This window comes from Streptomyces sp. SS8 (genome assembly GCF_054072955.1).
Map to the genome: position 1 here is coordinate 359,776 of NZ_JBSVCZ010000002.1, position 21,429 is coordinate 381,204.

Annotated in this window: 16 protein-coding genes and 1 pseudogene; 13 read left to right on the forward strand and 4 right to left on the reverse strand. The window is 73.5% G+C overall.

The window, feature by feature from the left end; genetic code table 11:
* Window positions 1-50: 50 nt before the first annotated feature.
* The 3 genes from ACW69E_RS03480 to ACW69E_RS03490 are packed head-to-tail and all read left to right on the forward strand — an operon-like array spanning window position 51 to window position 886.
* Window positions 51-188 carry a DUF4244 domain-containing protein gene (locus ACW69E_RS03480; protein WP_241713936.1) on the forward strand — a complete coding sequence of 46 codons (138 nt, stop codon included), beginning with the start codon at window positions 51-53 and terminating at the stop codon, window positions 186-188.
* On the forward strand, window positions 175-522 hold the full coding sequence (locus ACW69E_RS03485) for a TadE family type IV pilus minor pilin (protein WP_457496663.1): 348 nt from the start codon (window positions 175-177) through the stop codon (window positions 520-522). The genes ACW69E_RS03480 and ACW69E_RS03485 overlap by 14 nt, the downstream gene beginning before the upstream one ends.
* Window positions 506-886, forward strand: a complete 381-nt coding sequence (locus tag ACW69E_RS03490; RefSeq protein WP_457496664.1) for an Rv3654c family TadE-like protein — start codon at window positions 506-508, stop codon at window positions 884-886. Before ACW69E_RS03485 ends, ACW69E_RS03490 begins: the two co-directional genes overlap by 17 nt.
* On the opposite strand, the gene ACW69E_RS03495 is transcribed toward ACW69E_RS03490, so the two are convergent.
* Window positions 810-3,275, reverse strand: a complete 2,466-nt coding sequence (locus ACW69E_RS03495; RefSeq protein WP_457496743.1) for a DEAD/DEAH box helicase — start codon at window positions 3,273-3,275, stop codon at window positions 810-812. The genes ACW69E_RS03490 and ACW69E_RS03495 overlap by 77 nt on opposite strands.
* A 162-nt stretch (window positions 3,276-3,437) precedes the next feature.
* On the opposite strand from ACW69E_RS03495, the gene bldG reads away from it, so the two are divergent.
* The 6 genes and pseudogenes from bldG (at window position 3,438) to ACW69E_RS03525 (ending at window position 10,215) form a co-directional block, all read left to right on the forward strand.
* The gene (gene bldG, locus ACW69E_RS03500) at window positions 3,438-3,779 is read left to right on the forward strand and encodes an anti-sigma factor antagonist BldG (RefSeq protein WP_093657489.1); all 342 of its coding nucleotides are present in this window, start codon (window positions 3,438-3,440) and stop codon (window positions 3,777-3,779) included.
* Window positions 3,780-3,909: 130 nt separating this feature from the next.
* The gene (locus ACW69E_RS03505) at window positions 3,910-4,341 is read left to right on the forward strand and encodes an ATP-binding protein (protein WP_457496665.1); all 432 of its coding nucleotides are present in this window, start codon (window positions 3,910-3,912) and stop codon (window positions 4,339-4,341) included.
* Window positions 4,342-4,835: 494 nt separating this feature from the next.
* Window positions 4,836-7,170: pseudogene (locus ACW69E_RS03510) on the forward strand (sodium-translocating pyrophosphatase); the annotation flags it as partial.
* A gap of 410 nt (window positions 7,171-7,580) precedes the next feature.
* Window positions 7,581-8,159 carry a small secreted protein gene (locus ACW69E_RS03515; RefSeq protein WP_457496666.1) on the forward strand — a complete coding sequence of 193 codons (579 nt, stop codon included), beginning with the start codon at window positions 7,581-7,583 and terminating at the stop codon, window positions 8,157-8,159.
* Window positions 8,160-8,328: 169 nt separating this feature from the next.
* The gene (locus ACW69E_RS03520) at window positions 8,329-9,909 is read left to right on the forward strand and encodes a DUF7059 domain-containing protein (protein ID WP_457496667.1); all 1,581 of its coding nucleotides are present in this window, start codon (window positions 8,329-8,331) and stop codon (window positions 9,907-9,909) included.
* Window positions 9,910-10,017: 108 nt separating this feature from the next.
* Complete coding sequence (locus ACW69E_RS03525) at window positions 10,018-10,215, forward strand: hypothetical protein (protein ID WP_457496668.1); 198 nt, start codon at window positions 10,018-10,020, stop codon at window positions 10,213-10,215.
* A 119-nt stretch (window positions 10,216-10,334) separates the two neighbouring features.
* Here ACW69E_RS03525 and ACW69E_RS03530 read toward each other — a convergent pair whose 3' ends face one another.
* The 3 genes from ACW69E_RS03530 to ACW69E_RS03540 all read right to left on the reverse strand — a co-directional run bounded on the left by ACW69E_RS03530 (window position 10,335) and on the right by ACW69E_RS03540 (window position 11,764).
* Window positions 10,335-10,580: a TM2 domain-containing protein gene (locus ACW69E_RS03530; protein ID WP_457496669.1), complete on the reverse strand. Its 246-nt coding sequence runs from the start codon at window positions 10,578-10,580 to the stop codon at window positions 10,335-10,337.
* 216 nt (window positions 10,581-10,796) lie between these two features.
* Window positions 10,797-11,285: a DUF2752 domain-containing protein gene (locus ACW69E_RS03535; RefSeq protein ID WP_457496670.1), complete on the reverse strand. Its 489-nt coding sequence runs from the start codon at window positions 11,283-11,285 to the stop codon at window positions 10,797-10,799.
* A gap of 5 nt (window positions 11,286-11,290) precedes the next feature.
* Window positions 11,291-11,764, reverse strand: coding sequence for a TM2 domain-containing protein (locus ACW69E_RS03540; protein ID WP_237881243.1), 474 nt, complete (start codon window positions 11,762-11,764; stop codon window positions 11,291-11,293).
* Window positions 11,765-12,157: 393 nt separating this feature from the next.
* Between ACW69E_RS03540 and topA the strand changes: the two genes are divergently transcribed.
* The 4 genes from topA to ACW69E_RS03560 all read left to right on the forward strand — a co-directional run bounded on the left by topA (window position 12,158) and on the right by ACW69E_RS03560 (window position 21,423).
* Window positions 12,158-15,007, forward strand: a complete 2,850-nt coding sequence (gene topA / locus ACW69E_RS03545; protein ID WP_457496671.1) for a type I DNA topoisomerase — start codon at window positions 12,158-12,160, stop codon at window positions 15,005-15,007.
* 132 nt (window positions 15,008-15,139) lie between these two features.
* Complete coding sequence (gene tmk / locus ACW69E_RS03550) at window positions 15,140-18,277, forward strand: dTMP kinase (protein WP_457496672.1); 3,138 nt, start codon at window positions 15,140-15,142, stop codon at window positions 18,275-18,277.
* A 203-nt stretch (window positions 18,278-18,480) separates the two neighbouring features.
* The gene (locus tag ACW69E_RS03555) at window positions 18,481-19,743 is read left to right on the forward strand and encodes a DNA polymerase III subunit delta' (protein WP_457496673.1); all 1,263 of its coding nucleotides are present in this window, start codon (window positions 18,481-18,483) and stop codon (window positions 19,741-19,743) included.
* A gap of 75 nt (window positions 19,744-19,818) precedes the next feature.
* Window positions 19,819-21,423 (forward strand): alpha/beta hydrolase, encoded by a 1,605-nt coding sequence (locus ACW69E_RS03560; protein ID WP_457496674.1) that lies wholly within the window; start codon window positions 19,819-19,821, stop codon window positions 21,421-21,423.
* Window positions 21,424-21,429 lie beyond the last annotated feature (6 nt).

Consider the following 21,429-nt stretch of genomic DNA (forward strand, 5'->3'; position numbering starts at 1 on the left):
GGATCGGCCGGAGGGCGCGCGGCGCCCGGGGCCGGAACGCACAGGCGGGGATGAGCACGGCGGAGTACGCGGTGGGCACGATCGCCGCCGCGGGTTTCGCGGCGGTGCTCTACAAGATCGTCACCAGCGGCCCGGTCTCCACGGCGATGCGGCAGCTGATCGAGAGGGCGCTCGATGCGGGCTTCTGAGGGGCGGGACCGGGGCTATGTCACGGCGGAGACCGCCGTGGTGGTGCCCTCCCTGGTCGCGCTGCTCGGGCTGCTGCTGTGGGGCGGTGCGGCGGTGGTCGCACAGGTCCGCTGTGTGGACGCGGCGGGTGCGGGAGCGCGGGCGGCGGCGAGGGGCGAGCCGCCCGAGAGGATCCACCGGGCCGTACGGGAGGTCGCCCCGCGGGGAGCGGGGCTGCGGACGTCCCGGGAGGGCGAGCTGGTGCGGGTACGGGTCACGGCGAGGGCGGCCGGCCCCGGCCCGCTGGGTGTGGAACTGGAGGCCGAGGCGGTGGCGTATGCGGAACCGGGGTGATCGCCGGCCGCCTGGCGGTGGTGTCCGCTCCGGCGAGCGGGGGTCGGCCACGGTATGGGCCGCGCTGTGCGGACTGATGCTTTGCACGGTGGCGGTGGGCGTACTGGCACTGGGACAGGCCGTCGTCACGCGCCATCGCGCGGGCGCGGCGGCGGACGCGGCGGCGCTCGCGGCGGCCGACCACGCTCTCCGGGGCGCGCGGGAGGCATGCGACGCCGCGCGGCGGGTGGCCGCCGCGCAGCGGGCGAAGGTGGTGCGCTGCCGCGTGCGGGACGAGATCGCCGACCTCACGGTGCGGGTGCGGGCGGGTCCGTACTCGGCCGGGGTGAGGGCTCGGGCGGGGCCTGCCGCAGCAACTCCGTGAGGAGCCGTACCGCGCCCCGCTTGTGCAGGGGGTCGTTGCCGTTGCCGCACTTGGGTGACTGGATGCACGACGGGCAGCCGCTGTCGCACTCGCAGGCGGCGATGGCCCGGCGGGTCGCGGTCAGCCAGTCGCGGGCGGTGTGGAAGGCGCGTTCGGCGAAGCCGGCGCCGCCGGGGTGCCCGTCGTAGACGAAGACCGTCGGCAGCAGGGTGTCGGGGTGCAGCGGCACCGAGACGCCGCCGATGTCCCAGCGGTCGCAGGTGGCGAAGAGCGGCAGCATGCCGATGGAGGCGTGCTCGGCGGCGTGCAGGGCGCCGGGCAGCACCTCGGGGCCGATCCGGGCGTCGTCGAGCTGGTCCTCGGTGACCGTCCACCACACCGCGCGGGTGCGCAGGGTGCGCGGCGGCAGGTCCAGCTTGGACTCGCCGAGCACCTCGCCGGTGACGAGCCTGCGGCGCAGATAGGAGACGACCTGGTTGGTGACCTCGACGGAGCCGAAGCACAGTCGTGCCCGGCCCCACGGGATCTCGGTCTCGGTCTCCAGCACGGAGACCGAGGTGGTGTCCCTGGCCATCGTCGTCCAGGGCGGGCTCGCTTCCTCCACCAGGGCGACCGAGTCCTCCAGGTCGAGGCGGCGGACCACATAGGTGCGGCCCTGGTGGAGGTGGACCGCGCCGTCGTGGACGGTGGTGTGGGCCGCCGCGGCGTCGACAGTGCCCAGCAGCCGCCCGGTGCCTTCCTCCACCACCTGGACGGGCCGGCCGCCCTGGCCGCGGATGTCGGTGAGGTCGGCGGCCCGCTCGCGGCGGGTCCAGTACCAGCCGGTCCCCCGTCGGCGCAGCAGTCCGCGCCGCTCCAGGAGCGGCATCAGCTCGGGCACGGACGGCCCGAACAACTCGAAGTCCGCCTCGGTGAGCGGTATCTCCGCCGCCGCGGCGCACAGATGGGGGGTGAGGACATATGGGTTGTCCGGATCCAGGACGGTGGACTCCACGGGGCGGCGGAAGATCGCGTCCGGGTGGTGGACGAGGTAGGTGTCCAGCGGGTCGTCCCGGGCGACGAGGACGGCCAGGGCGCCCTGGCCCGCCCGTCCGGCGCGTCCGGCCTGCTGCCACAGGGAGGCACGGGTGCCGGGGTAGCCGGCCAGGATCACGGCGTCGAGGCCGGACACGTCGATGCCGAGTTCGAGCGCGGTGGTGGCGGCCAGACCGAGAAGTTCACCGGAGTGCAGGGAGCGCTCCAGGGCGCGGCGTTCCTCCGGCAGGTAGCCGCCCCGGTAGGCGGCGACCCGCCCCGCCAGGGCGCGGTCCACCTCCGACAGCCGCTCCCGGGCGATCACCGAGATCAGCTCGGCGCCGCGCCGGGAGCGTACGAAGGCGACGGTCCGCACGCCCTGGACGGCGAGGTCGGTCAGGAGGTCGGCGGCCTCGGCGGTGGCGGTCCGCCGCACGGGGGCGCCGCGCTCGCCGTGCATCTCCGTCAGCGGGGGCTCCCAGAGGGCGAAGACCACCTCGCCGCGCGGGGAGGCGTCCTGGGTGATCTCGGTGACGGGCAGGCCGGTGAGGCGGGCGGCCGCCTCACCCGGCTCGGCGGCGGTCGCGGAGGCCAGCAGGAAGACCGGCTCGGAGCCGTGGCGGGCGCACACGCGCCGCAGTCGGCGCAGGACCTGGGCGACATGGGAGCCGAACACGCCGCGGTAGGTGTGGCACTCGTCGACGACCACATAGCGCAGAGCGCGCAGGAAGGAGGCCCATCGGGGGTGGGCGGGGAGTATCCCGCGGTGCAGCATGTCGGGGTTGGTGAGCACGTGGTTGGCGTACCGGCGCACCCAATCGCGCTCCTCGGCGGGGGTGTCCCCGTCGTAGACCGCGGGGCGGACGGCGCTGCCCAGCGGTGCGGCCAGCTCGCTCACGGCCCGCCGCTGGTCGGAGGCCAGTGCCTTGGTCGGAGCGAGGTAGAGGGTGGTGGCGCCGCGCCCGTTCGGGGCCTGCGCGCCCTCCAGCAGCACGCTGAGCACCGGGGCCAGGTAGGCCAGCGACTTGCCCGACGCCGTGCCGGTGGCGACCACAACGGATTCCCCCCGCAGCGCGTGCTCGGCGGCACGGGCCTGGTGCTCCCACGGATGGTCGATGCCCGCGGCGCGGATCGCATCGACCACTTCCGGCCGAATCTGAGCAGGCCAGTCCGCATGACGACCGTTCCGCGGGGGCAGGTGCTCCACATGGGTGATGCGCACGGCCCGGTCCGCCCCCGCGGCAAGGCTTTCGAGGACCGTTCGGGGAGACGGGGACGGGGGGCGTGTGCCTGCGGACGTCGCACGGTGGTCGGTGGCCATCGGAATCGAGTGTGTCACCGGCGCGACGGACAATGGTCGCAAGGCGTCGTGCAGGCCCCCGGGTAAGTGATTGAATGCTTCTGCGGCTGCCGATCCGTCCTCTACCTTCGGCGGGGAGACGACCTCCCCACGTCCGGTGGGGATGGCCCGTCCTCACCTTCCGGTGTGGAGGCGCCAAGGGGGCGGACCGCTCGATAGCAAGGTGCTGGAGGATCTGTGGACCTGTCCCTGTCGACCCGTACCGTCGGCGATCGCACGATCGTCTCGGTGGGTGGCGAGATCGATGTATACACCGCGCCCAAGCTGCGCGAGCAGCTGGTCGAGCTGGTGAACGACGGCAGCTACCACCTGGTCGTGGACATGGAGGGCGTTGACTTCCTCGACTCCACCGGCCTCGGTGTGCTCGTCGGCGGACTCAAGCGCGTACGCGCCCACGAGGGATCTCTGCGCCTGGTCTGCAACCAGGAGCGCATTCTCAAGATCTTCCGTATCACCGGCCTGACCAAGGTGTTCCCCATCCACACCTCGGTCGACGAGGCCGTGGCGGCCACCGACTGAGAGTCGGGCCGAACGAGCTCGCGCAAGGCGCTCAGGGGCGCCGGACCGGCACCTGACCGGTCCGGCGCCCCTGAACGGCCGTCAGGCACCAGGTCACCGGGTGACCGCAGGCATTACCGAGGGGGATGGCATGGCCACCGTCGAACTGCGCTTCAGTGCGCTGCCCGAGCATGTGAGGACGGCGCGTCTGGTGGCGGCCGCCGTCGCGCGCCGGGCCGGTGTCGACGACGCCGTACTGGACGAGGTACGGCTCGCGGTGGGCGAGGCGTGCAGCAGAGCGGTCGGCCTCCATGTCGGCCACGGACTCGGTACACCCGTCCGGGTGGCGCTGACCGAGGACGAGAAGGTCTTCCGCATCGAGGTGGGTGACGATGTTCCCCAGGCGGCGCTGGGCGGGGCGCACGCCTCCCCCGGGAGCGGGGACGGCGCCGAGGGCGACGACGAGGTAGACATGGGGCTCGCGGTGATCAGCGGGCTGGTGGACGACGTCGAGGTGACCGCCGACGAGCGCGGCGGCCTGATCCGCATGAGCTGGCCGACCAACCCCGAGCCGCTCGACTGACCTTCCCGCGCGGGTCCGCCCGCGTGAGACTGCCGGCTCCACGTCTCCCCGGCCCTCCCGGGCCGACCCAGGCGCCCCTTCCCGGGGCGCCTGTCCCATGTCCGGCTCATGTCCGGCCCCGTCCGGACCACTCCGCCCGTCTCGCCCCGGCCCACTCCACGTCCGGCTTGCTCCGGGTCCGGCCATGGACCGCCCCGCTCCCGGCTGTTCCCGCTCCGCCGCGGCCGACCTGCGTATATCCGTATCCGAGGTCCGTCCGGGTGATCTCCGGGTATTCCGAGATCTTTTCTTCCGCGCCACCGGAGAGGAATATCCCGGCCGTTCAGGGGAATTATCTCCGGTGCCCGCTATTCGATCTTTGCGGGTGCGGACCGGCAGGAAATACCGCACTCTGTTGTGAGCCGAAGCAGCTCCCTACAATCCGTCCACATCTTTGCAGCAGGACGCCTGAGCGTGCTTGCGCGCGCCCATGTGCCAAACGTCAAGGAGGACGAATGGCGGGGCACCACACCCCTTTCCAGAACCGGCTACAACTGGCCGACGCCGTGCTCACCAGCGGCAATCGCGGCCTGGTGCTGGTGATCGCGCTCGTCGCCGCGGCGGCCCTGGCGGTCGCCGTGGTACTGGTACGTCAAGTGCTCGCCGCAGGCGAGGGCACCGAAAGCATGAAGAAGATCGCATCCGCCGTACAGGAAGGCGCGAACGCCTACCTCGCACGGCAGTTGCGCACCCTCGGCATATTCGCCGTCGTGGTCTTCTTCCTGTTGATGTTGCTCCCGGCCGACGGTATGGGCCAGCGAATCGGACGCTCGGCGTTCTTCCTGGTCGGCGCCGCTTTCTCGGCGGCCACCGGCTATATCGGCATGTGGCTGGCCGTACGCAGCAACGTACGGGTCGCGGCCGCAGCCCGGGAGGCGACCCCCGCTGAGGGAGAACCCGCGAAGGACCTGACCGAGGTATCCCACCGGGCGATGAAGATCGCCTTCCGTACGGGCGGGGTCGTCGGCATGTTCACCGTCGGCCTCGGTCTGCTCGGGGCCGCCGTCGTGGTGCTCGTCTACGCCGCCGACGCGCCCAAGGTGCTGGAGGGCTTCGGTCTGGGAGCCGCCCTGATCGCGATGTTCATGCGGGTGGGCGGCGGCATCTTCACCAAGGCCGCCGACGTGGGCGCGGACCTCGTCGGCAAGGTCGAGCAGGGCATCCCCGAGGACGACCCGCGCAACGCCGCCACCATCGCGGACAACGTCGGCGACAACGTCGGCGACTGCGCGGGCATGGCCGCCGACCTCTTCGAGTCCTACGCCGTCACCCTGGTGGCCGCGCTCATCCTGGGCACGGTCGCCTTCGGCGACTACGGGCTGGCCTTCCCCCTGCTCGTCCCGGCGATCGGCGTCCTCACCGCCATGATCGGCGTCTTCGCGGTCGCGCCGCGCCGCGCCGACCGCAGCGGCATGACCGCCATCAACCGCGGCTTCTTCATCTCCGCGGTGATCTCCCTGGTCCTGGTGGCCGTCGCGGCGTTCGCCTACCTGCCGGGCAGCTTCGGCGAGCTGGAGGGTGTCACCGACACCGCCATCGCCGGCCACGACGGAGACCCGCGCGTCTTCGCCCTGGTCTCGGTCGCCATCGGCATCGTGCTCGCCGCGCTGATCCAGCAGCTCACCGGCTACTTCACCGAACCGAGCCGCCGACCCGTGCGCGACATCGGCAAGACCTCGCTGACCGGTCCCGCCACCGTGATCCTCTCCGGTATCTCCATCGGCCTGGAGTCCGCCGTCTACACGGCGCTGCTGATCGCGCTCAGCGTCTACGGCGCCTTCCTGCTGGGCGGCGCCTCCATCATGCTGGCGCTGTTCGCCGTCGCCCTGGCGGGCACCGGCCTGCTCACCACCGTCGGCGTCATCGTCGCGATGGACACCTTCGGCCCGGTCTCCGACAACGCCCAGGGCATCGCCGAGATGTCCGGCGACGTCGAGGGCGCGGGCGCTCAGGTGCTCACCGACCTCGACGCGGTGGGCAACACCACCAAGGCCATCACCAAGGGCATCGCCATCGCCACCGCGGTGCTGGCGGCCGCGGCCCTCTTCGGCTCCTACCGCGACGCGATCGCCGGCGCGGTGTCGGACGTGGGCGCCCGGGCCGGGGAGCTGGGTCTGAGCCTGGACATCTCGCAGCCGAACAACCTGGTCGGCCTGGTCCTCGGGGCCTCCGTCGTCTTCCTCTTCTCCGGGCTGGCGATCAACGCCGTCTCCCGGTCGGCGGGCTCGGTGGTCTTCGAGGTGCGGCGCCAGTTCCGCGAGCGGCCCGGGATCATGGACTACAGCGAGAAGCCCGAGTACGGCCGGGTGGTGGACATCTGCACCAAGGACGCGCTGCGCGAGCTGGCCACACCCGGCCTGCTGGCCGTCATGGCGCCCATAGCCGTCGGCTTCACGCTCGGCGTCGGCGCGCTCGGCTCGTTCCTCGCCGGCGCCATCGGCGCGGGCACGCTGATGGCGGTCTTCCTCGCCAACTCCGGCGGGGCCTGGGACAACGCCAAGAAGCTGGTAGAGGACGGCCACCACGGCGGCAAGGGCAGCGAGGCGCACGCCGCGACGGTCATCGGCGACACGGTCGGCGACCCGTTCAAGGACACCGCGGGGCCAGCGATCAACCCGCTGCTGAAGGTGATGAACCTGGTGGCACTGCTGATCGCGCCCGCCGTGGTGCAGCTCAGCTACGGCGACGACGCCAGTCCCGGAGCGCGGGCCGCCATCGCGGTCCTCGCCCTCGGCGTCATCATCGGGGCGGTCTACGTCTCCAAGCGGCGCGGTATCGCGGTCGGCGGCGAAGGCGGCGAGGAGGGTGAAGGCGGCGGGAAGGACGTCGGCGGTACCGCCGGACGTACTTCCGGAGCGCCGGGCCCCTCCGGCTCCCCGGGCGCGCAGGGCCCGTCGGGGTCGTCAGGTCCCTCCGAGCCCGGGGCCCCGGTGGCAGCGCCCTAGCAGCGCCCTAGCGGGGCCGTAGCGGGGCCGGCCGGGGGCTTCGCAGGGGAAGCCCCCGGCACATGGTGGTGGGCGGTGGGCGGCGCTCCAGGGCGCCGCCCACCGCCATGTGCCGGGGGCGGACCATGTGAGATGCGCTCAACACAAATGGGTATCCAAACCTTTAATGTGAACTATTCACCCCACCGGTCCACGGCCGGTGAACCTCCTGCGTGTATGTTCCGGGCCGAACACCCACGAAGGGATCGATCCGGAGTGAACAAGAAGCTTGCTGCCGCGCTGTCCGGTACCGCGGTGCTCGTGCTCGCCCTGAGCGGGTGCGGCGACGAGGGCAACGAGGAGGCCGAGCGGTGGGCCCAGGAGTACTGCGGCTCGCTGCAGAAGCAGAACAAGACCATCGACGGCGCCAACCGGGCACTCGCACGGATCACCGAGGGGGACAAGACCCCCGAGGAGATCAAGGAGACCGACGCGGAGGCCTTCGGTGATCTCTCCACCGCCTACAAGGCCCTGTCCACCGCCGTGCGCAAGGCGGGTGTTCCGCCGCTGGAGGACGGCTCCCGGATTCAGAAGAACGCGATCAAGCGGCTCGACGCGCTTTCGGCCACGTACGCGGACCTCCGTGAGCGGGCCGAGGCACTGAACGAGAAGGACCAGTCGGAGTTCGCCGACGGGCTGCAGGACATCGCCGGGGAGATGGACAAGCTTCCCAAGCAGTTCGGCGAGGTGGAGAAGGCGCTGGGCGAGTTCCGGCAGGGCGATCTCCAGGAGGCGATAGCGGGTCAGAACGGCTGCCGGAGGCCGTCGCCGGCGCCGTCCGCCTCGGCGGCTTAGCGGAAGACGGTGGCGGAAGGCAGAGGGACGGGGGAGGCCCGGTAGGCCGGGTAGCCCGGCATGCCGGAAGCGGCCCGGAGACGGTCCGGAAGCAGCCCGGAAGTGCCCCGGGAGCAGGACGCGCGCGGGGGCCTGGGTACGCCGGGGCGCTCCGCGTGACAATGGGGAGGTGAGTGACCGCCTCCCCACCCCCGGACCCGCCCTCCCCCGGCTGCGCGACGCCTTCCTCGCCGCCGGCTTCACCCCCGACGGGCTGCTGGAACTGCTCGGCGCCCCCGCCTACGCGGCCCTGGCCCGCAACGAGACCGTCCCCGCGCTGCGCGCCACGCGCGGCGGCGATCGGCTGGAGACGCTGGTGCGGCTGTTCCTGCTCCAGCATCCGGTGCCCTACGAGCGGGCCCGCTCGGCGCTCCCGGCCGACGAGGCGCTCACCGACGGCTGGCTGCGCCGCCACGCCGGAGCGGACACGGACGCGGGCGGCGACGCCGTCTCCGCCACCGTGGACGTCCGCCCGTACGCCGGGCCGGAGGGGCTGAACTGGTGGATCGTCTCCGACCTCGGCTGCGCTGTCGGCGGCGCCGGCGGCATCCGTACGGCCGAGGGCGCCGGTACGGGCGCGGCTGCGGGCACGGCCGGCCGATCGCGGCTCGTCCTCGGTGTCGGCGGCGCCTCGACGACCCTGGCGGGCATCACCGTGCGCACCCCAGTGGCCCGCGCCCTGGACCTGGGCACCGGCTCCGGCGTCCAGGCACTGCACGCCTCCGGGCACGCCGGCTCCGTCACCGCCACCGACCTCAACCCCCGTGCCCTGCGCCTGACCCGGCTCACCCTCGCCCTCTCCGGAGCGCCCGAGGCCGATCTGCGCGAGGGCTCCCTCTTCGAGCCGGTCGAGGGCGAGGCGCCCTACGACCTGATCGTCTCCAACCCGCCCTTCGTCATCTCCCCCCGCACGGCGGACGGCACCCGCCTGACCTACCGCGACGGCGGCATGGGCGGCGACGACCTGTGCCGCACCCTCGTCGAGCGCTCCGCCGCCCACCTCGCCGACGGCGGCTACTGCCAGCTGCTCGCCAACTGGCGGCACATCGAGGGCCGTGACTGGAGGGAGCGGCTGGCCTCCTGGGTGCCCGAGGGCTGCGACGCCTGGATCGTGCAGCGTGAGGTGCAGGACACCGCCCAGTACGCCGAACTGTGGCTGCGCGACGCCGGCGAACACCTGGGCGACCCGGCCGCCTACGCCGCGCACTACGACGCCTGGCTGGAGGAGTTCGAGGCCGGGGGCACCACCGGTGTCGGCTTCGGCTGGATCACCCTGCGCAAGTCGGGCGCCCGGAGCCCGTCGGTCACCGTCGAGGAGTGGCCGCACCCGGTGGAGCAGCCGCTCGGCGAGGAGGTGCGCGCCCACTTCGAGCGCCGGGACTTCCTGCGCGCCGCGGACGACGCGGCCCTGCTCGCCACGCGCTTCGTACTGGCCGACGAGGTCGCCCAGGAGCAGATCGGCAGGCCCGGCGCGGACGACCCCGAGTACGTGGTGCTCCGTCAGAACCGCGGTATGCGGCGCGCGACGAGGGTGGACACGGTCGGGGCGGGCTTCGCCGGCGTGTGCGACGGATCGCTTCCGGCCGGCCGCATCGTCGACGCCATCGCCCAGCTTCTCGGCGAGGACCCGGTGGGACTGCGCGACCGGACCCCGGAGTCCATCCGCCTCCTGGTCGAGCAGGGCTTCCTGCTGCCCGCGGGAGGGGAGTAGGGGCCGGGGCGGGCGGGCCGTACGTTTGGCCAGAGCTCGCCCGGCTGTCCGAACGGCGTTCACCCGGCGTTCCCCGTCGCGATCCCCGCGGGTGCCACCGTGCTCCGCATGGAAAGCGGACCCGCCGTCTTCGCCGGAGCGGCCTTCACCCTGTTCGGCGCCGGACTGCTGCTGTGGACCTCGGTGCGCGTACGGCTGCGCCGGCCGGTGGCCGAGGGGGCCGAGCAGGCCACCGCGGCCGTGCTCGCCTCGGTGTTCGGCGCGGCCTTCCTGGCCGCCGGGTTCTGGGCGTTCACACGCCTGTGAGCCGTCCGGCTCCGAAGCCCGGGCCCCGCGTAACGGGAGCGGCCCGTGCCTCCCGACGACGGGAGGCACGGGCCGCCGGGTCGCGTGCGCCCTGACGGCGCCCGGTCACCGGCCGGCCGTCAGCCGCGCAGGACGCGGCCCTGCTTGTCGGTGCGGTCGTTGCTGGTGAGGAAGAGGATTCCGTCGATCAGCGACCAGAAGCCCAGACCGCCGCAGGTCAGCAGCTGGGCGATCGCCATGCCGGTGTGGCCGGTGTAGAAACGGCCGATGCCCAGGCCACCCAGGAAGATCTGCAGCAGACCAGCGGTGATCTTGGACTTGTCGGAGTACGGCTGGCCGTTGGGCGCGGTGCCGGAGAACGCCATGGGTGGCTCCTTCGTGCTTCAGACGGGGACACGCCACGGCCGCTGATGTCATGCACCAGACGTGCCGTGGCGGAATCCCAGACCACCGAGGTCCGGCGAGGGTTGCGGCGAACCCGCGGTCGTGATCGAACAGTGATCCGATGGCACGTCACCTACCTGCGAAAACGTCCGGCATCCGAGCCCCGCGGGCGACGGGCGGGGACCGCCGGCCGGAGCTCAGCCGACCAGATTGCGCACCACCGCCCACACCACGGCCGTCCCCAGCACCACAGTCGTGCCGACCTTCCCCAGCTTCGGCCGGTAGCGGCGCCCGCGCAGCCCCTCCACCAGCCAGCGCCCGCCGAAGTACGCGGCGGCCGGGATACCGAGGGTCAGCAGCAGGGCGTTGTCGTGGAAGGCGGCGACGACGTCCCCGTGCATCAGGTCGTACGTCATGCGGGTGCCGCCGCACGCCGGGCACAGCAGTCCGGTCACCGCGTTGAGCGGGCAGCGCGGCAGCCACTGCCCGGCCTGGTGCGGGTTGGTCCCCCACAGGTAGGCCGCACCGGCCAGTCCGGCCGCGAGCGAGCCCAGCGGCGGCGCGGCGGGATGGGTGCGCAGGGTGCGCGCGGCCCGGGCGAGCACTCCGGTACCCCGGCTCCCGCCCGCCTCCCCGGCCCCTTCCGCTCCCGTTTCCGTTTCCGTCCTCCCGGTCACCTTGGTCATCGCGGTCAGCTCCGCAGCACGCGGCCCTGTGCGTCGGTGGGGCTGTCCTGGGTGAGCAGCATGATTCCGTCGATCAGCGACCAGATACCGCAGCCGCCGCAGGTGAACAGCTGGCCGAGGGCCAGGCCGGTGTGGCCGGTGTAGAAGCGTCCGATGCCGAAGCCGCCCAGGAAGAGCGAGAGGACGCCCGCCACGACCTTGGACTTGTCGGAGTAGGGACGGCCGTAGGGGTCGTAGCCGTACGGGGCGTTCGGGTCGCCGGTGTAGCCGCCCGCCGCGGGCGGCGGGGTCTGCTGCGGGTAGCCGTACTCCGGCTGGCCGGGCTGCTGGGGGTAGCCGTACCCGGGCTGGCCCGGCTGCTGCGGATAGCCGTACGCGGGCTGACCGGGCTGACCGGGCTGGCCCGGCTGCTGGGCGTAGGGGTTGTTCTGCGGCTGCTGGGGCTGGCCGTACGGGTTCTGCTGGCTGGGGTCGGACATGGGAGGTTCCCCCGGTGTGTGGCTGGGACGTACAGACGGCCACATCTTGCCAGCCGGTGCGGGGGCGCAGGAATGGCGGCCGTCGGGTTACCGTTCGAGTAACCGAGCGGTGAAGGCTCCGCCGGACGGCCGCGGGCCCGGGCGACCACCCACCGCCGCGCTCCGGCGGGCACGGCGCCGGGACCCGGACGGCGGATCCGGCGAACACGGGGAGATGGTTATCTCATCGGGTTACCGTTCGAGTGGCGTTGCGGACTTTTCCCGTTTGACACGGGGGCGGGAGGTACCGTCACACTCCGCAGCGAGAGCGCAGCCGCACGGAAGCGTGAAACACGCCGAGAGCAGACCGACCCGACGAAGCGGGACCACCGACCGGAGAAGAGCGAGAAGAAGTTGTCCCCGACCAGCAAGACCGCAGACGGCGGGCGCCGACTCGTGATCGTCGAGTCGCCGGCCAAGGCCAAGACGATCAAGGGCTACCTCGGTCCTGGCTACGTGGTCGAGGCCAGCGTCGGGCACATCCGCGACCTGCCGAACGGAGCCGCCGAGGTCCCCGCCAAGTACAAGGGCGAGTCCTGGGCCCGGCTCGGCGTCAACGTCGACCACGACTTCGAGCCGCTGTACGTCGTCAACAGCGACAAGAGGGATCAGGTCAAGAAGCTCAAGCAGCTCCTGGCGGAGTCCGACGAACTGTTCCTGGCCACCGATGAGGACCGCGAGGGCGAGGCCATCGCCTGGCACCTCCAGGAGGTGCTCAGGCCCAAGGTCCCGGTGCGCCGGATGGTCTTCAACGAGATCACCAAGGACGCCATCCGGGCCGCCGTCTCCAACACCCGCGAGCTGAACCAGCGCCTGGTCGACGCCCAGGAGACCCGCCGTATCCTCGACCGGCTCTACGGCTACGAGGTCTCCCCGGTGCTGTGGAAGAAGGTCATGCCGCGCCTGTCGGCGGGCCGTGTGCAGTCCGTCGCCACCCGCCTGGTCGTCGAGCGCGAGCGCGAGCGCATCGCCTTCCGCTCCGCCGAGTACTGGGACCTGACCGGCACCTTCGCCACCGGCCGCTCCGGCGACGCCGCCGACCCGGCCTCCCTCACCGCCCGGCTGAGCGCCGTGGACGGCCGCCGTGTCGCCCAGGGCCGCGACTTCGGCCCCGACGGCCGGCTCAAGGGCGGATCCGGCTCCGGATCCGGTGACAAGGGGGGCGTCCTGCACCTGGACGAGGCCGCCGCCCGCGCGCTGGCCGCCGCCCTGGAGGGCGCCGACTTCGCCGTCCGTTCGGTGGAGTCCAAGCCGTACCGCCGCTCGCCGTACGCACCCTTCCGCACCACCACCCTCCAGCAGGAGGCCAGCCGCAAGCTCGGCTTCGGCGCGAAGGTGACCATGCAGGTGGCGCAGAAGCTGTACGAGAACGGCTTCATCACCTACATGCGGACGGACTCCACCACCCTGTCCGACACCGCCGTCGCCGCCGCCCGCGCCCAGGTCACCCAGCTCTACGGCGCCGACTACCTGCCCGAGCGCCCCCGCACCTACGCCAGCAAGGTCAAGAACGCGCAGGAGGCACACGAGGCGATCCGCCCCTCCGGCGACCGCTTCCGCACCCCCGCCGAGACGGGCCTGACCGGCGACCAGTTCAGGCTGTACGAGCTGATCTGGAAGCGTACGGTCGCCTCCCAGATGAAGGACGCCACCGGGCAGTCCGTCACGGTCAGGGTCGGCGGCCGCGGCAGGGACGGCCGGGACGCCGAGTTCAGCGCCTCCGGCAAGGTCATCACCTTCCACGGCTTCCTCAAGGCCTACGTCGAGGGCGCCGACGACCCCGGCGCCGACCTCGACGACCGCGAGCGCCGCCTGCCGCGCGTCGAGGAGGGCGACCCGCTGACCGCCACCGCGATGTCCGCGGACGGCCACGCCACCAAGCCCCCGGCCCGCTACACCGAGGCCACGCTGGTCAAGGAGCTGGAGGAGCGCGAGATCGGGCGTCCCTCCACCTACGCGTCGATCATCAGCACCATCCTCGACCGCGGCTACGTCTTCAAGAAGGGCACCGCGCTCGTCCCCTCCTTCCTCTCCTTCGCCGTCGTCGGCCTGCTGGAGAAGCACTTCGGCCGCCTGGTCGACTACGACTTCACCGCGAAGATGGAGGACGACCTCGACCGCATCGCCGCCGGCGAGGCCGAGGCCGTGCCGTGGCTGCGCCGCTTCTACTTCGGCACCGACGAGCCGGGCGCCGAGGGCGCCGCCGCCGCGGCGGCCGGGAACGGCGACGGCGACCACCTCGGCGGCCTCAAGGAGCTGGTCTCCGACCTCGGCGCGATCGACGCCCGCGGCGTCTCCTCCTTCCCCGTGGGGGAGGGCATCGTGCTGCGGGTGGGCCGCTACGGCCCCTACGTCGAGGAGCCGCCGGCCGCCGAGGGCGAGACCGGCCGCCGCGCCGACGTGCCCGCCGACCTCCCGCCGGACGAGCTGACGGTGGAGTACGCCCGGGAGCTGCTGGCCAAGCCCAGCGGCGAGTTCGAGCTGGGCACCGACCCGGAGACGGGCCGCCCCATCGTGGCCAAGGACGGCCGCTACGGGCCGTACGTCACCGAGGTGCTGCCCGAGGGCACCCCGAAGACCGGCAAGAACGCCGTCAAGCCGCGCACGGCCTCGCTGCTGAAGTCGATGTCCCTGGACACCGTCACCCTCGACGACGCCCTGAAGCTGCTCTCCCTGCCGCGCGTGGTCGGCACCGACCCCGACAGCGGCCAGGAGATCACCGCGCAGAACGGCCGCTACGGGCCGTACCTGAAGAAGGGGACCGACTCCCGCTCGCTCCAGAGCGAGGAGCAGATCTTCACCATCACCCTGGACGAGGCGCTGGCGATCTACGCCCAGCCCAAGCAGCGCGGCCGGGCCGCGGCCAAGCCGCCGCTGAAGGAGCTGGGCACCGACCCGTCCAGCGAGCGCCCGGTGGTGGTCAAGGACGGCCGCTTCGGCCCGTACGTCACCGACGGCGAGACCAACGCCACACTGCGCCGCGACGACGATGTGGAGACGATCACGCCGGAGCGCGCGTACGAGCTGCTGGCGGAGAAGCGCGCCAAGGGGCCGGCGAAGAAGACCGCCAAGAAGGCCGCGGCCAAGAAGACGGCCGCGAAGAAGACGGCGGCCAAGAAGACGGCGGCGAAGAAGACCACCACCAAGAAGGCCGCGGCCAAGAAGACGGCCGCCGGGAAGACCGCGGCGGCCGACACGGAGTAGGCCCGCGAGGGCGGGCAGGCATACGGGCGGCGCGTGCGGGAACCTTCCGCACGTGTTCGTCCGTAACAGCTTCCCCGGCCGCTTCCCCGGCCGCACCGCCGCCCCCGTACCCCCGACCGATAGGCTGGCGGGATGACGCGTGCAGAGCAGCCACCGGTCGTGTCCCCCACCTCCGACGCCCTGGCCGCGGACTCCCGCGAGCGCGCCGTACGGGCCCTGCTGAGGCATGCCCCCCTGCGCCGGCTGTGGGGCGCACAGCTCGCCGGCGGGGTCGGCGACGCCCTCGCCCTGCTGGTCCTGGTGCTGCTGGCCCTCCAGGCGGCCGTCGCCGTACCGGCCATGGGAGGCGCCCCCGTCCTGGGCGGCGGCTACCGCGGCGTGGCGCTCGCCGTCGCGGCCGTCTTCGCCGTCCGGCTGCTGGCCACCCTGCTCTTCGGCGCGGTGCTGCTGGGCCCCCTCTCCTCCCTCATCGCGGACTCCGGCGGCGTGCTCGACCGCCGCTGGACCATGATCGGCGCGGACGGCGTACGGCTGGCGCTGATGATCGTCGCGCCACTGTGGATCGACTGGACGCCCGACCAGGCGTTCGCGTTCCTGCTGGTCACCGTCTTCCTCACCGGGGTCGCCGAACGGGTCCGGGGCGTGGCCAAGGACAGCGCCGCGCCCACGCTGCTTCCCGCGCCGCCCCCCGAGGGCGCGGCGGTGCGCCCCCTGCCGGACCACCACGACGCGCTGCGCCGCCTGTGGCTGCGCACGGGCTTCCTGGCCATCCCGGCGGCCGCCGCGGGACTGGTCGCCGTCACCCTGGTCGGCAACCTGCTGGGCGCGGGCATCGAGTGGTTCACCACCCACCAGGCGGCACTGGCGTCGTACGCCGCGGCCGGCCTGTTCGCCGCGTCGATCGCCCTGCTGTACTTCCTGCACCTGCCCGGCGGCGGCACCCCGCGTCCCCGCTCCCCGCTGGAGGGACTGCGCCGCCCCCGCACCGGCAGGCCGGAGAAGGGCGCCGACGGCAGGACCGTCCGCAAGGCCGTGGACAGGGGCCGCACCGGCGCCGCCCCGCTGCTCGTCCTGACCGGCGCCTGCGTGGCCGCCGCCGTCGCCGCGGCCGCCGCGCTCGCGGTGCTGCACGCCATGGACCTGGGCGGCGGCCCGGTCCTGTTCGGGCTGTTCGTCCTGGCACTGACCGGCGGCACCGCCGCGGGGGTGCGCAGGGCCCCGCGCGTACTGCCCACGCTGTCCCGCAGGCGGCTGCTCGCCCTGTCCGTCGCCCTGGCGGGCCTGGCCCTGCTCGCGGCCGGGCTGACCCCCGACACCACCGCCGTACTGCTGCTGCTCCTGCTCGCGGGCCTGTCCGCCGGGGTCGCCGCGAACACCGGGCACACCCTCCTGGACGAGGAGACCGAGGAGCCCCGCCGCGCCCGGACGACCGACCACCTGCACGCGTCCGTGCACGTCGCCGTCGGGCTCGCGGCCGTCGCCGCGCCGGTGCTGGCGGCCCTCATCGGCCCGCACCGGGTCGACAGCGGCGACTTCGTCTTCGCCCACGGCGGCGCGGCCTTCACACTGATGCTGGTCGGCGCGCTGCTGCTGCCGGTGGCGGCCCTCGTACTGGTCCGCCTCGACGACCGGCAGGGCGTGCCGCTGCGGCGCGATCTGCGCGAGGCGTTCGGCGGCGGCTCCGAGCCGCTCCAGGCCCCCTCGCCCACCGGCTTCTTCATCGCCCTGGAGGGCGGCGACGGTGCGGGCAAGTCCACGCAGGTGGAGGCGCTGGCCGAGTGGATCCGCTCCAAGGGCCACGAGGTCGTCGTCACCCGCGAGCCGGGCGCGACCCCGATCGGCAAGCGGCTGCGCTCGATCCTGCTGGACGTCTCCTCGGCCGGTCTGTCGCACCGCGCCGAGGCCCTGCTCTACGCCGCCGACCGGGCCGAGCACGTCGACTCGGTCGTACGCCCCGCCCTGGAGCGCGGCGCGGTCGTCATCACCGACCGCTACGTCGACTCCTCCGTCGCCTACCAGGGCGCCGGGCGCGACCTGTCGCCGACGGAGGTCGCCCGGATCTCCCGCTGGGCCACCGGCGGGCTCGTGCCCCATCTGACCGTCCTGCTGGACATCTCCCCGGAGACCGCCCGTGAGCGGTTCACCGAGGCGCCCGACCGGCTGGAGTCGGAGTCCGCCGAGTTCCACCGGCGGGTCCGCTCCGGCTTCCTCGCACTGGCCGCCGCCGATCCCACCCGCTATCTGGTGGTGGACGCGGGGCTGGAGCCCGAGGCCGTCACCACGGTGGTGCGGCACCGCCTCGACCGGATGCTGCCGCTGTCCGAGGCCGAGATCGCCGCCCGTGAGGAGGCGCGCCGCAGGGCCGAGGAGGAGGCCCGCAGGCGTGCGGAGGAGGAGGCCGCGCGCAAGGCCGAGGAGGAGCGCCTGGAGCGCGAGCGCCAGGAGCGTCTGGAGCGGCTGCGCGCCGAGGAGGAGGAGCGCAGGAAGCGCGAGGAGGAGGAAGCCCGGCGCCGCGAGGAGCTGCGCAGGGCCGAGGAGGCCCGGCAGCGCGCCGAGGAGGCCCGCCGCCGGGCGGAGGAGGAACGCGCCCGCCGCGAGGCCGAGGAGCGTGCCCGCCGCGAGGAGGAGGAGCGCAGGCGCCGGCTGGCCGAGGAGGAGGCCCGGCTGCGGGCCGAGGCCGAGGAGCGCCGGCTGGAGAAGCAGCGCAAGGCCGAGGAGGCCCTGCTCCGCGCCGAGCAGGCCCGCAGGGCCGCCGAGGCGGAGGAGGCGGCCCGCCGGGAGCGGGAGTCCCGGGAGGCGGGGCGCAGGCACTCGCTGCGCAAGGACGAGGGCCCCGGGCCGGGCGCCCGTGCCGGGAACGGTGGGGGCGAGGCCGACGAGACCACCGTCCTGCCGAGGATCTCGCCGGACGCGGAGGAGACGGTCGTCCTGCCGCAGCAGGCTCCCCCTGCTCCCCCGGCGGGCGCGACGGCGGCCCCCGGGGACGAGACCGCCCCGCTGCCGCGGGTGAGGCCCGGGGAGCAGGCGCCCTCGTGGTCGCTGCGCAAGGACGAGCCCGGCGCCGAGCCCCCGGCCGCCCCGCCCGCCGCCGGGGAGGAGCGCACCCGGGAGCTGCCGCAGGTCGACGAGACCGGCCGCCCCCGCCGCCCCGAGTGGGCGGAGGAGACGCCGATGGACGACCTGCCCACCCTCGCCGACGAACTCCTCGGCCCCCACCAGCAGTTCACCGAGGACGAGGAGGACGGCCGCCGCCGCGGCCGCCGGGACTGACGCCATGTGGGGCCCTGCGGGACTCCGCGGGGTCCTGCGGGGCTGCACCCCGGCGCGAGCCGGCCGTCCGCGGCTGTCACAGCCGTGCGGAACAATGGCGGGGACGCCGTTCGGCGTCCACCGGCGCCGAACGGCACGCGGCGGTGACGAGCAGCGGACGGCACCGGAGGACCGGGCGGCGCGCGGAGGGAGGGCGACGGGACATGGCGGTATGGGACGACCTGGTCGGACAGGACAGGGTCGTGGAGCAGCTCACCGCGGCGGCGCGCGACGCCGACGCGTACGTCACCGCCGCCGCCTCCGGCAAGGAGGGCGGCCGGGCGGAGACGTCCGGGCGGTCCGGGTCGCCGGAGGCGCCGGGGCAGGCCGGGCTCTCCGGCTCGGCGATGACCCACGCCTGGCTGTTCACCGGCCCGCCCGGCTCCGGCCTGGCGACCGCCGCCCGCGCCTTCGCCGCCGCCCTGCAGTGCGTCAGCCCCGACCGCGCCCTCGGCGGTGCGCCCGGCTGCGGCTTCTGCGACGGCTGCCACACGGCGCTGGTCGGTACGCACGCCGACGTCGAGGTGGTCCGCGCGTCCGGGCTCAGCACCGGTGTCGACGACACCCGCGACCTGGTACGCCGTGCGCAGCTCTCCCCGTCCGGAGGCCGCTGGCAGGTGGTCGTCCACGAGACCGCCGACCGGCTCACCGAACAGGCCGCCAACGCCCTCCTCAAGGCCGTCGAGGAGCCCGCCCCCCGCACGGTGTGGCTGCTGTGCGCGCCCTCGGCCGACGACGTCCTGCCCACCATCCGCTCCCGCTGCCGCCATCTGGTGCTGCGCACACCGCCGGTGGACGCCGTCGCCGACATGCTGATCCGGCGCGACGGCATCGAACCGGAGGCGGCGGTGGCCGCCGCCCGCGCCACCCAGGGCCACATCGACCGGGCCCGGCGTCTGGCCACCGACGCGCGGGCCCGTACGCGCCGCGCCGCCGTCCTCGCCCTGCCCACCCGGATGGATGACATCGGCGACGCGCTCCGGGCCGCCCAGCAACTGGTCGACGCGGCCGGCGAGGACGCCAGGGAGGGCGTCGAGGAGGTGGACGCCAAGGAGACCGAGGAGATGCGCGCCGCCCTCGGCGCCGCCGAGGGCGGGCGGCTGCCGCGCGGTACGGCGGGGGTGATGAAGGACCTGGAGAAGCGGCAGAAGAGCCGCGCCACCCGCGCCCAGCGCGACTCCCTCGACCTCGCCCTGCTCGACCTCACCGCCTTCTACCGCGACGTGCTGGTCCGCCAGCTCGGCTCGCGGGTGATGATCGCGGGCGAGGACGTCCGCGACGCGGTGGAGCGGATCGCCGCCTCCACCCGTCCGGAGCAGACGCTGCGCCGCATGGAGGCGGTGCTGGAGTGCCGCCGCGCCATCGAGCGCAATGTGGCCCCGCTGCTGGCCGTTGAGGCGATGGCGGTGGCGCTCCGCGCGGGCTGACCTCCTCCTCGGCCACCGCTGACTCCGGCGGCGGCTCACCCTCTGGCGGCTCCGGCCCGTATACGCTCCAAGGTCATGGACACCAGGCGTCTGCTCCGTACCGGTGGCGTCGCGTTCGCGACGGCCGCGCTGTTGCTGTCGGGCTGCTCCGGTTCGGATGATCCGGAGCCCGAGCGCGGCTCCGAGCCCTCCCACTCGTCGTCACGCCCCTCGGACGACCGCGCGGTCAGCCCGGCCAAGCCGCTCCAGCCGCTGCCCGAGGCTGTTCCGGCGGATCTGAAGCCGTACTACGAGCAGAAGCTGAGCTGGAAGGACTGCGGTGTCTCCGGCTTCCAGTGCGCCGAGCTGAGGGTGCCGCTGGACTACGCCGCGCCGGAGAAGTCCGAGGACCTGAAACTCGCCGTCACCCGCAAGAAGGCCTCCGGTCCCGGCAGGCGGCTGGGCGCCCTGCACGTCAACCCGGGGGGCCCGGGCGGTTCCGCCGTCGACTACGTCCAGCTCGCGGCGGGCGTCGGCTACCCGGCCCCGGTGCGCGCCCGGTACGACATCGTCGGCATGGACCCGCGCGGCGTGGCCCGCAGCGAGCCCATCGAGTGCCTGACCGACAAGGAGATGGACGAGTACGTCCGCACCGACGCCACCCCTGACGACAAGGGCGAGATCGACGAACTGGCTGCGGCCTTCGAGAAGTTCGCCAAGGGATGCGAGAAGCGGAAGGGCGATCTGCTCGGCCATGTCTCGACCGTCGAGGCCGCCCGCGACATGGATGTCCTGCGCCAGGTGCTCGGCGACGACAAGCTGACCTACGTCGGCGCCTCCTACGGCACCTACCTCGGCGCCACCTACGCCGGACTCTTCCCCTCCCGCGTCGGCCGGCTCGTCCTGGACGGCGCCATGGACCCCTCGCTCACCTCCGAGCGGCTCAACCTCGACCAGACCGCGGGATTCGACACCGCCTTCACCGCCTTCGCCGAGGACTGCGTCAAGCTCGACGACTGCCCCCTGGGCAACGGGAGCGTCAAGGAGGCGGGCGAGCGCCTGAGCGCCTTCTTCGACAAGACGGACGACAGGCCGATCGCCACGGGCGAGTCGCGGAAACTGACCGAGTCGCTGGCCACGATCGGTGTGCTGAACGCCATGTACACCGAGTACTACTGGCCTAAGCTGCGCTCGGCGCTCACCGCCGCGCAGAAGGGCGACGGCGCGGAGCTGCTGTCGCTGGCCGACGACTACTACGAACGCGGCGCCGACGGCGGCTACGGCAACATCATGTACGCCAACGCCGCCGTGAACTGCCTGGACCTGCCCGCCCCCTTCAAGGACCCGGCCGAGGCGGAGAAGGCCGTTCCGGACTTCCGCGAGGCGTCCGAGGTCTTCGGCCGCAACTTCGCCTGGGCGGCCCTGAACTGCACGTACTGGCAGCACCCGCCCACCGGCGAGCCCCGCCGCATCGAGGCGGAGGGCGCCGCCCCCATCCTGGTCGTCGGCACCACCCGCGACCCGGCCACCCCCTACAAGTGGTCCCAGGGCCTGGCCGAGCAGCTCTCCTCGGCGACCCTGCTGACGTACGAGGGCGACGGCCACACGGCGTACGTGCGCGGCAGCGACTGCGTCGACTCGGCGGTCAACGACTACCTGCTGCGGGGGAAGGTCCCCGCCGACGGCAAGAAGTGCTCCTGATCCCCG

Coding starts and splice junctions, on each gene's coding strand:
- ACW69E_RS03480 (WP_241713936.1), top strand. CDS start 51: ATGAGCACGGCGGAGTACGCGGTGGGCACGATCGCCGCCGCGGGTTTC.
- ACW69E_RS03485 (WP_457496663.1), top strand. CDS start 175: ATGCGGGCTTCTGAGGGGCGGGACCGGGGCTATGTCACGGCGGAGACC.
- ACW69E_RS03490 (WP_457496664.1), top strand. CDS start 506: ATGCGGAACCGGGGTGATCGCCGGCCGCCTGGCGGTGGTGTCCGCTCC.
- ACW69E_RS03505 (WP_457496665.1), top strand. CDS start 3,910: ATGGCCACCGTCGAACTGCGCTTCAGTGCGCTGCCCGAGCATGTGAGG.
- ACW69E_RS03525 (WP_457496668.1), top strand. CDS start 10,018: ATGGAAAGCGGACCCGCCGTCTTCGCCGGAGCGGCCTTCACCCTGTTC.
- ACW69E_RS03530 (WP_457496669.1), bottom strand. CDS start 10,580: ATGGCGTTCTCCGGCACCGCGCCCAACGGCCAGCCGTACTCCGACAAG.
- ACW69E_RS03535 (WP_457496670.1), bottom strand. CDS start 11,285: ATGACCAAGGTGACCGGGAGGACGGAAACGGAAACGGGAGCGGAAGGG.
- ACW69E_RS03540 (WP_237881243.1), bottom strand. CDS start 11,764: ATGTCCGACCCCAGCCAGCAGAACCCGTACGGCCAGCCCCAGCAGCCG.
- tmk (WP_457496672.1), top strand. CDS start 15,140: ATGACGCGTGCAGAGCAGCCACCGGTCGTGTCCCCCACCTCCGACGCC.
- ACW69E_RS03555 (WP_457496673.1), top strand. CDS start 18,481: ATGGCGGTATGGGACGACCTGGTCGGACAGGACAGGGTCGTGGAGCAG.
- ACW69E_RS03560 (WP_457496674.1), top strand. CDS start 19,819: ATGGACACCAGGCGTCTGCTCCGTACCGGTGGCGTCGCGTTCGCGACG.